Raw genomic sequence first — 8,974 nt, 5'->3', positions numbered from 1 at the left:
GAGCGGATGACGGGATTCGAACCCGCGACCCTCACCTTGGCAAGGTGATGCGCTACCAGCTGCGCTACATCCGCATTGCAACCTCGGGGGCGTTGCTGCCTCCGTGCTGCGAGATGAAACATTAGCCGACGCGGTGTGAGCCGACAAATCGCCTGGTCAGGGTGCGTGAATGCAAACAACACCGGTGCAATTCCCCTGGCGGCGCGAGGTCGCGGGCATCCTGGCTGCTGCAGAAGGCGGGAAGAAGGCGCGGAGGACTACAGGGGAGGACTGCAGGGGGAGGACGCAGGGGAGTGCGCAGGGCAGTGCCCCGCCGGCGGATATCGGTTTCTGCGGGCCGTGGGCAGGTTCGCGGCTGTACCGCGTACAGGCTTGTGACCAGCCGGTTTTCCAACCGTCGCGGAGCGTGCTAGTTTTTTCCTCGTTCGGCCGCGAGAGTTCATCCGCGCGGCACGGTCCCGTGGCTCAGTGGGAGAGCGTCCGCTTCACACGCGGAAGGTCGCTGGTTCGATCCCAGCCGGGACCACCACAGAAAAGGCGGTTGCGAGGGTTCTCGCAACCGCCTTTTTGCTGTCTAATGGTTCGCCATGACGTTGGTTCACGGGTTTCCCGCCGTCGTCGACGACAACGCACACACTCTTGTTCTCGGCTCGATGCCGAGCGCCCCGTCCCTGGTGGCGGGCAAGTACTACGCCAATCCGCGCAACAGTTTCTGGCCGATCATGGGCGAATTGTTCGGTGCCGGACCCGAATACCCCTATCCGCTGCGCCTGCGGACATTGCAGGACCACGGCGTCGCGCTGTGGGATGTGCTGATGGCGTGCCGCCGTCCGGGCAGTGCAGACGCTGCCATCGACCCCAGGTCGGAGGTGCCGAACGACTTCGATGCCCTCTATTCCCGGCACCCCGCGATCGACCGGGTCTTCTTCAACGGGGCGAAGGCGGAGTCGGCGTACCGGACGACGGTGGTGGCGGCTGGGGCGCACCCGAGGGGCGTGGCCCTGGCGAGGCTGCCCTCGACGAGTCCGGCGCACGCCGCGGTTGCGGTGGAGTCGAAACTCGAGGCGTGGCGGGTCCTCGTGCAACGCTGACCGGTCGCTCCCGCGTCGGTACCGTGGATACGGTGACGGAACAGGTGCGCGACGAGAACCGGTGGATGCGGGCGCGACGACGGATCGCGTCGAATCCGGTCATGAATCTGAGCTATCGCATCGCGGTCGGGGTGATCGGCACCCTGGTCCTGGTCGTCGGCATCATCGCCATTCCCTATCCCGGACCCGGCTGGCTGATCGTGTTCGCCGGGCTCGGGATCCTCGGCTCCGAGTTCGGCTGGGCGTACCGCCTGCTGCATTTCGCGAAGGGCAAGTACGACGAGTTCATGGAGTGGTTCGCCCGACAGTCCATGGTCGTCAAGGTGCTGTCGGCGCTGGCGACCGCGGTGATCGTCGTCGCGACTCTCTGGGTGCTCGGGGCGGTCGACCTGGTCGGCGGATGGTTCGGGCTCGAGTACGCGTGGCTGGAATCCCCGCTGTAGCAGGAACGACGGGGGAGCCGCGATGAACGATTTCGAGTCCGGCCTGCCCGGCCGTGTCCTCGCGGACCCGACGTGGCTCGCCGCGCGGGTCGACGACACCGGCCGCAGGTGGGCCTGTCGTGACCGCCGGGTCGGCGCGACCCTGTGGTGGTACTCGGTGAGCTCGGAGCTGGTGGCGACCCTGACCGCCGAGCTGCTGCGGACCGGCGGGGCTCCGGATCCCGCACTCGAACACTGCACCGTCGTCCCGCGCGCGGACGGTCACCTCGACATAGTCCGGAACGACCGGGTGCTGCGTGATCCGACCGAGCTGTCCGGCGAGCTGCGACGCACCCTCGCGGCGATCATCGAGCCACTGGCCCGCGTGAGCGGTGCCGGCGTGCCTGCGCTCTGGGCGATCGCCGCAGATTCGCTCGGGAACCGGGCACTCGACGCCGGGACCGCGCTCGGCTCCCCGGCCTCGGGTAGCGCCCTCGCGGTCCGGCTGGCCGAACTGGTCGGCCCGCCCCTCCCGGTGCCCCGGTTCGTCGACGTCGGGGGACGCCGCTTCCTGCGCCGGACCTCGTGCTGCCTGATCTACCGTGCCCCCGCAGCGGTCGCCGCGGGCGACCCCGACGCGGTCGAACGCGCGAAGTGCGTCAGCTGTCCGCATCAACGACCGGAGGTGCGGCGGGCTCGCCTGGCGGCGCTGTAGCGGAGGGCGGGCAGGCCGATCGGTCGGGCGTGCGGGCCGATCCGTGCGGGGTGCCGATAGCATGAGTGCGCATTGCCGCCGCCGACACCAAGGTCGGCCCACCAACCGAGGAGCACATCGCCGTGACCACGCCTGCATCAGTAGCCCCAGCCGCCCGCGTCCGGGTGCCTGCCGGGACTACGGCCGGCACCGCGGTCCGCGAGGCGGGACTGCCCGGCAAGGGATCCGACGCGATCGTCGTCGTCCGGGACGCCGAAGGCAACCTCAAGGACCTGTCCTGGATCCCCGACACCGACGTCGAGGTGGAGGCCGTCGCGGCCGACACCGAGGACGGCCGCAGCGTGATCCGGCACTCGTGCGCACACGTGCTGGCGCAGGCCGTGCAGCAGGAGTTCCCGGACGCCAAGCTGGGCATCGGCCCGCCGATCAAGGACGGCTTCTACTACGACTTCCAGGTCGCCGAGCCCTTCACCCCGGAGGACCTGACCCGCCTCGAGAAGCGGATGAAGAAGATCGTCAAGGACGCGCAGCGCTTCTCGCGCCGCGTCGTCGAGGACATCGAGGACGCTCGCACCGAGCTGGCGAACGAGCCGTTCAAGATCGAGCTGATCAGTGACAAGTCCGGCATCGACGATCCCGAGGTGATGGAGGTCGGCGGCAACGAGCTGACGATCTACGACAACCTCAACCCGCGCACCGGCGATGTGATCTGGAAGGACCTGTGCCGCGGCCCGCACATTCCGACCACCAAGTACATCCCGGCGTTCAAGATCACCCGTAGCTCCGCCGCCTACTGGCGTGGCAACCAGGAGAACGCCCAGCTGCAGCGCATCTACGGCACCGCGTGGGAGTCGACCGAGGCGCTCGACAATCACCTGGAGCTGCTCGCAGAGGCCGAGCGTCGTGACCACCGCAAGGTGGGCGCGGAGCTGGACCTGTTCTCCTTCCCCGACGAGCTCGGCTCCGGCCTGCCGGTGTTCCACCCCAAGGGCGGCATCATCCGGCAGGAGATGGAGAACTACTCGCGGCAGCGGCACGTCCAGGAGGGCTACGAGTTCGTCTACTCGCCGCACATCACCAAGCAGCACCTGTACGAGGTGTCCGGTCACCTCGACTGGTACCGCGACGGCATGTTCCCGGCGATGCACATCGACGAGGAACTGAACGAGGACGGCACCGTGCGCAAGCCGGGCCAGAACTACTACCTCAAGCCGATGAACTGCCCGATGCACAACCTGATCTTCCGCTCTCGCGGCCGGTCGTACCGTGAGCTGCCGCTGCGGCTGTTCGAGTTCGGCTCGGTGTACCGGTACGAGAAGTCCGGCGTCGTGCACGGACTGACCCGCGTTCGCGGCATGACTCAGGACGACGCGCACATCTACTGCACCAAGGAGCAGATGCGCGACGAGCTGACCACCACGCTGCAGTTCGTGCTCGGCCTGCTCAAGGACTACGGCCTCGACGACTTCTACCTCGAGCTGTCGACCAAGAATCCCGACAAGTTCGTCGGCGACGACGCGCTGTGGGAGGAGGCCACCGATACGCTGCGCGAGGTCGGTGAGGCGTCCGGACTGAACCTGGTCCCGGACCCGGGCGGCGCCGCGTTCTACGGACCGAAGATCTCCGTGCAGGTTCAGGACGCGCTCGGCCGCAGCTGGCAGATGTCCACCATCCAGCTCGACTTCAACCTGCCCGAGCGTTTCGACCTCGAGTTCACCGGCACCGACGGCACCAAGCAGCGCCCGGTGATGATCCACCGTGCCCTGTTCGGATCCATCGAGCGGTTCTTCGGCGTGCTCACCGAGCACTACGCCGGCGCGTTCCCCGCGTGGCTGTCGCCGGTGCAGGTGGTCGGTATCCCCGTCGCCGAGGCGTTCGAGGACCATCTCCACCACGTGATCGCCGGGCTCCGCAAGGCCGGTGTCCGCGCCGAGGTCGACGCCAGTGACGACCGGATGCAGAAGAAGATCCGCAACCACACCACCCAGAAGGTGCCGTTCATGCTGCTCGCAGGCGAACGGGACGTCGAGGCCGGGGCGGTCAGCTTCCGGTTCCGTGACGGTACCCAGGTCAACGGGGTGCCCGTCGCCAAGGCCGTCGAGGTGATCGTCGACTGGATCGCGCGCCGCGACAACGCCTCGCCGACGGCGGAACTGCTCGGGGATCTCACATGACCGAGACCCCCCGGCAGCCGGAGGCTCCGGATTCCACTCGCCGGTCCGAGCCGCCGATGGTGGACACCGGTCCCGGCGACCCGGACCGACTGCAGCGGCTCTGGTCGCCGCACCGGATGTCGTACATCGCGGAGGCACCGAAGGCTGCGGCAACCGACGAGGGGCCGTTCACCGCGATCCCGAAGATGAGCGACGAGGAGGGCCTGATCGTCGCGCGCGGCGAGCACGTCTACGCGGTGCTCAACCTGTACCCGTACAACCCGGGTCACATGATGGTGGTGCCGTACCGGCGGGTGGCGGCACTCGAGGACCTCACTCCCGGTGAGTCGGCGGAGCTGATGGCGTTCACGCAGCAGGCGATCCGCGTCATCAAGCGGGTGTCTCGACCGGACGCGTTCAACGTGGGCCTGAATCTCGGTGCGGCAGCGGGTGGTTCGCTCGCCGAGCACCTGCACCAGCACATCGTGCCGCGGTGGGGTGGGGACGCGAACTTCATCACGGTCCTCGGTGGCACGAAGGTGATGCCGCAGCTGCTGCGGGAGACCCGGGCGCTGCTGTCGGCGGCGTGGCAGGAGCTGTCCACCGGCAGCGGAGGCGAGTAGATGCTGAGCATTCTCGGTCGGGCGTCGGTGTCGAAGGTGACGGCACCGCTGGGCCGGGCGCTGGTGGGCACCGGACTGACGCCGGATGCGGTGACCGTGTTCGGCACGGTCGCCAGCGTGGCCGGTGCGGTGACGCTGTTCCCTTCCGGGCACCTGTTCTGGGGGGCGATGTTCCTCTGGTTCTTCGTGATGTTCGACATGCTCGACGGCGCGATGGCGCGGGCCCGTGGCGGGGGCACCCGCTACGGCGCCGTGTTGGACGCGACCTGCGACCGGATCGCCGACGGTGCGATCTTCGCCGGGCTCGCCTGGTGGGCGGTCTACCACGAGGGCAGTCGCTCGTTGCTGGTCGCGACGCTGATCTGCCTGGTGACCTCGCAGGTCATCTCGTACGCGAAGGCTCGCGCCGAGGCGAGCGGGTTGTCCGCCGACGGTGGTCTGATCGAGCGTCCGGACCGGTTGGTCATCGTCCTCGTCGGCGCCGGGTTGACCGGCATCGCAGGGCATTTCGGGATCGGCTGGCTCGAGTGGGCGGTGTACGTCGCGATGTGGATCCTCGCCGTCGCCAGTGTGATCACGGTGTTCCAGCGCGTGCTGGCGGTGCGCAACTCGCCCGGTGCTCGGGAGCTGCTGCCGACGGGCAAGCCCGACGGTCAGGCGTCGGCGCAGTGAGTCTCGCGGAGCGGGCGAGCGACCTGGGCTACGCCGCCGGATGGCGCCTGGTCCGCGCACTGCCGGACCGGCTCGCCACCAGGATCTTCGATCTCGGCGCCGACTTCGCCTGCCGCCGTATGGAACGCGCGGCTCGCCGCGGCGCCGGACCGGACCAGTTGCGGCGCAACCTGGCCCGTGTCCTCGGCGTCCCGCCCGAGCAGGTACCCGACGAGCTGATCCGGGCGTCGGTGCGGTCCTATGCCCGGTACTGGCGGGAGGCGTTCCGGTTGCCGTCGATGGATCTGGAGGAGCTGGGGCGCCGGCTGGACTCGAAGATTCAGGGCAAGGAGCATCTCGAGGCCGGGCTCGCGGCGGGCAAGGGCGTCGTGCTGGCGTTGCCGCACACCGGGAACTGGGACATGGCCGGTGTCTGGCTGGTGCAGAGCCACGGCCGCCTCTCGACCGTCGCGGAACGGCTCAAGCCGGAGTCGCTGTACCAGCGGTTCGTCGACTATCGGGAGAGTCTCGGTTTCGAGATCTTCCCCCTCAGCGGCGGTGAGGCGCCGCCGTTCGCGCAGCTCGCGGACCGGCTGCGGGCAAACCGGGTCGTGTGCCTGCTCGGTGAACGCGACCTCGCCAAGCGTGGCGTCCCGGTGACCTTCTTCGGCGAGCCGACGCGGATGCCGGCCGGGCCCGCGAAACTGGCGATCGACACGGGCGCGGTCCTGCTGCCGGTGCACTGCTGGTTCGAGGGCGAGGACTGGGGCTTCTCGGTTCACCCCCCGATCGACACCAGCGGCGGGATCGGGCCCGCGACCCAGGCGCTCGCGGACCGGTTCGCGGACAACATCGCCGCGCACCCGGCGGACTGGCACATGCTGCAGCCGCTGTGGCTGGCGGACCTGTCCGACGCGCGCCTGGCTCGAATGGAGTCGTGACGTGAAGATCGGGATGGTCTGCCCGTATTCGTTCGACGTGCCTGGGGGAGTTCAGGCGCACGTCGTGGAGCTCGCGCAGGTGCTGATCGAGCGCGGGCACAAGGTCAGTGTGTTGGCGCCGGCGTCGGAGGGCACCGAGCTGCCCGACTTCGTCGTCTCGGCCGGACGTGCCGTCGCGATTCCGTACAACGGATCCGTCGCCCGGCTGACGTTCGGACCGGTGTCCTATGCGCGGGTGCGGCGCTGGATCGCCGACAACGAGTTCGACGTGCTGCACATCCACGAACCGAACGCGCCGAGCCTGTCGATGCTGGCGATGAAGATCGCGGAGGGCCCGATCGTGGCCACCTTCCACACCTCGACCACGAAGTCGTTGGTGCTGAGCACTTTTCAGGGCGTCCTTCAGCCGTACCTGGAGAAGATCACCGGTCGGATCGCGGTGTCCGAGCTGGCCCGGCGCTGGCAGGTCGAGTCCCTCGGATCGGACGCGGTCGAGATCCCGAACGGCGTGGACGTCCCCGCATTCGCGAACGCGCAGCCGTTGGAGGGCTATCCGCGTCCGGGTGGCACGGTGCTGTTCCTCGGCCGCTACGACGAGCCGCGCAAGGGGATGGCCGTCCTGCTCGGCGCGCTGCCGACGCTGGTGGAACGGCATCCCGACCTGCAGGTGCTCGTCGTCGGCCGCGGCGACGAGGATCGCCTCCGCAAGGAGGCAGGCCGGTACGCGAAGCACCTGCGGCTGCTCGGGCAGGTCAGTGACGAGGAGAAGGCGTCGGCGCTGCGCAGCGTCGACGTGTACTGCGCCCCCAACCTGGGGGGCGAGTCGTTCGGCATCGTCCTGGTCGAGGCGATGGCGGCGGGCGCCCCTGTCGTCGCCAGCGAGCTCGACGCGTTCCGCCGGGTGCTGCGGGACGGCACCGCCGGAATGCTGACTCCGATCGGGGACTCGGCAGCGCTGGCCGCGGCCCTCGATGCCGTGCTCTCCGACCCGGACCGGCGCCGCGCCCTGATCGACGTCGCGTCGGAGGTGGTCGCCGAATACGACTGGCCGGTGGTGGCCGAGCAGATCCTGCGGGTGTACGAGACCGTGACCGTCGGTGCACACGGTGTCCGGGTGGAGGCGTGATGACGCTGTCGGCCACGACCATCCTCGTCATCGCGCTCGTCGTCGCGGTCCTCGTTGCGATCGCGGTCTGGGCGTACGGCACCGCGAACCGGCTCGACCGGCTGCACGTTCGCTCCGACCTGTCCTGGCAGTCGCTCGACGCGGCTCTGGCGCGCCGTGCCGTCGTCGCTCGCGCGGTCGCGGCCGCGGTCGTCCCGACGGGGTACGCGTTCGGGACGGCGCCGCCACCGGAGCTGGACGGGCAGCGGCTCACGGCATTGGCGGATCGCGCGGAACACGCAGACCGTGCTCAGCGGGAGCAGGCGGAGAACGAGTTGTCGGCGGCGCTGGCGGCGGTACCCGCGCAGGCTCTCGCGCCGCAGTTGGTGGCCGAACTCGCCGATGCCGAGGCCCGGGTGCTGATCGCGCGGCGGTTCCACAACGATGCCGTCCGGGACACCCTGGCACTGCGCACCCGGCGACCGGTGCGCTGGCTGCATCTCGGCGGAACCGCCCCGCTGCCCACCTATTTCGAGATCGCCGAGCGCACCACCGCGTCCGCAGGGGCCGGGCAGGGCGTCGACGAGATGCGCACCTCCGCGCGCGTGGTGCTCGTCGACGACGACGATCGCGTGCTGATGCTGCGTGGGCACGACCCGCAGGTGCCGGACGTGTACTTCTGGTTCACCATCGGCGGCGGCGTCGAGGCGGGGGAGAGTCTGCGCGAGACCGCGGTCCGGGAGATCCGCGAGGAAACCGGCCTCGAGATCGATGCCGCCGAACTGCGCGGACCGATCTGGCGCCGGGTGGCGGTGTTCCCCTACAACGGGGACGTGATCCGCTCGGAGGAGTTGTTCTTCGCCTTGCGGAGCGCCGCGTTCACTCCGCAGCGAGGTGGCTTCACCGATCTCGAGCGGCGGGCGATCTCCGGGCACCGGTGGTGCACCCCGGCCGACATGCGGTCGATCGCGGCCGGCGGTGAGGTGGTGTATCCGGAGGACCTCCCGGACCTGGTTGGTGAGGTTTGCGAAGTTCTCTCCCGGGCCGAGGAACCCGAGGTCCGGTCCATCCGCTGAGGCACTAGGATCGACGGTACGCACCGGCGGGGGGCCGAGCTTGCCGAGCTTCGAGCCCACGTCCGTGGCGGTTCCGAGTAACAGGCCACTACCGATGGAGTTTGCCGTGAGCACCCCCGATACCGCCCCGACGACTGGAACGGCCCGCGTCAAGCGGGGCATGGCCGAGATGCTCAAGGGCGGCGTGATCATGGACG

The 8,974-nt window shown here is 69.2% G+C and carries 9 protein-coding genes, 2 tRNA genes and 1 pseudogene; 11 read left to right on the top strand and 1 reads right to left on the bottom strand.

The window, feature by feature from the left end; translation table 11 throughout:
- Nucleotide 1 precedes the first annotated feature (1 nt).
- A tRNA-Gly gene (locus ACWDU4_RS27925) sits at nucleotides 2-74 on the bottom strand.
- A gap of 380 nt (nucleotides 75-454) precedes the next feature.
- Between ACWDU4_RS27925 and ACWDU4_RS27920 the strand changes: the two genes are divergently transcribed.
- From ACWDU4_RS27920 to ACWDU4_RS27870, 11 genes and pseudogenes are all read left to right on the top strand, one after another.
- Nucleotides 455-529: transfer RNA gene (locus ACWDU4_RS27920), tRNA-Val, on the top strand.
- A 58-nt stretch (nucleotides 530-587) separates the two neighbouring features.
- Nucleotides 588-1,091 (top strand): DNA-deoxyinosine glycosylase, encoded by a 504-nt coding sequence (locus ACWDU4_RS27915; RefSeq protein WP_450117208.1) that lies wholly within the window; start codon nucleotides 588-590, stop codon nucleotides 1,089-1,091.
- Nucleotides 1,092-1,156: 65 nt separating this feature from the next.
- The gene (locus tag ACWDU4_RS27910) at nucleotides 1,157-1,534 is read left to right on the top strand and encodes a TIGR02611 family protein (RefSeq protein WP_450117209.1); all 378 of its coding nucleotides are present in this window, start codon (nucleotides 1,157-1,159) and stop codon (nucleotides 1,532-1,534) included.
- A gap of 22 nt (nucleotides 1,535-1,556) precedes the next feature.
- Complete coding sequence (locus ACWDU4_RS27905) at nucleotides 1,557-2,228, top strand: (2Fe-2S)-binding protein (RefSeq protein WP_450117207.1); 672 nt, start codon at nucleotides 1,557-1,559, stop codon at nucleotides 2,226-2,228.
- Nucleotides 2,229-2,350: 122 nt separating this feature from the next.
- Entirely contained in the window at nucleotides 2,351-4,402 is a 2,052-nt protein-coding gene (gene thrS / locus ACWDU4_RS27900; protein WP_450117206.1) for a threonine--tRNA ligase, read from the top strand.
- Nucleotides 4,399-5,004 carry an HIT family protein gene (locus ACWDU4_RS27895; protein ID WP_450117205.1) on the top strand — a complete coding sequence of 202 codons (606 nt, stop codon included), beginning with the start codon at nucleotides 4,399-4,401 and terminating at the stop codon, nucleotides 5,002-5,004. Before thrS ends, ACWDU4_RS27895 begins: the two co-directional genes overlap by 4 nt.
- Nucleotides 5,005-5,676, top strand: a complete 672-nt coding sequence (pgsA, locus tag ACWDU4_RS27890; protein WP_450117204.1) for a phosphatidylinositol phosphate synthase — start codon at nucleotides 5,005-5,007, stop codon at nucleotides 5,674-5,676.
- The gene (locus ACWDU4_RS27885) at nucleotides 5,673-6,596 is read left to right on the top strand and encodes a phosphatidylinositol mannoside acyltransferase (protein WP_450117203.1); all 924 of its coding nucleotides are present in this window, start codon (nucleotides 5,673-5,675) and stop codon (nucleotides 6,594-6,596) included. Before pgsA ends, ACWDU4_RS27885 begins: the two co-directional genes overlap by 4 nt.
- 1 nt (nucleotide 6,597) lies before the next feature.
- Entirely contained in the window at nucleotides 6,598-7,722 is a 1,125-nt protein-coding gene (locus ACWDU4_RS27880; protein ID WP_450117202.1) for a glycosyltransferase family 4 protein, read from the top strand.
- Nucleotides 7,722-8,777, top strand: coding sequence for an NUDIX hydrolase (locus ACWDU4_RS27875; protein ID WP_450117201.1), 1,056 nt, complete (start codon nucleotides 7,722-7,724; stop codon nucleotides 8,775-8,777). Before ACWDU4_RS27880 ends, ACWDU4_RS27875 begins: the two co-directional genes overlap by 1 nt.
- A 106-nt stretch (nucleotides 8,778-8,883) precedes the next feature.
- Nucleotides 8,884-8,974 (top strand): annotated as a pseudogene (locus ACWDU4_RS27870) (pyridoxal 5'-phosphate synthase lyase subunit PdxS); the annotation flags it as partial.

Source organism: Rhodococcus sp. NPDC003348, assembly GCF_053589375.1.
The sequence above is the reverse complement of the archived record's forward strand: the minus strand, read 5'-3'. Positions and strand labels throughout refer to the sequence as shown.

Bases quoted from the DNA above. Each gene is read 5' to 3' on its own strand.
- pgsA (WP_450117204.1), top strand. From the start codon at position 5,005: ATGCTGAGCATTCTCGGTCGGGCGTCGGTGTCGAAGGTGACGGCACCG.
- ACWDU4_RS27910 (WP_450117209.1), top strand. From the start codon at position 1,157: ATGCGGGCGCGACGACGGATCGCGTCGAATCCGGTCATGAATCTGAGC.
- ACWDU4_RS27895 (WP_450117205.1), top strand. From the start codon at position 4,399: ATGACCGAGACCCCCCGGCAGCCGGAGGCTCCGGATTCCACTCGCCGG.
- ACWDU4_RS27915 (WP_450117208.1), top strand. From the start codon at position 588: ATGACGTTGGTTCACGGGTTTCCCGCCGTCGTCGACGACAACGCACAC.
- ACWDU4_RS27875 (WP_450117201.1), top strand. From the start codon at position 7,722: ATGACGCTGTCGGCCACGACCATCCTCGTCATCGCGCTCGTCGTCGCG.
- ACWDU4_RS27905 (WP_450117207.1), top strand. From the start codon at position 1,557: ATGAACGATTTCGAGTCCGGCCTGCCCGGCCGTGTCCTCGCGGACCCG.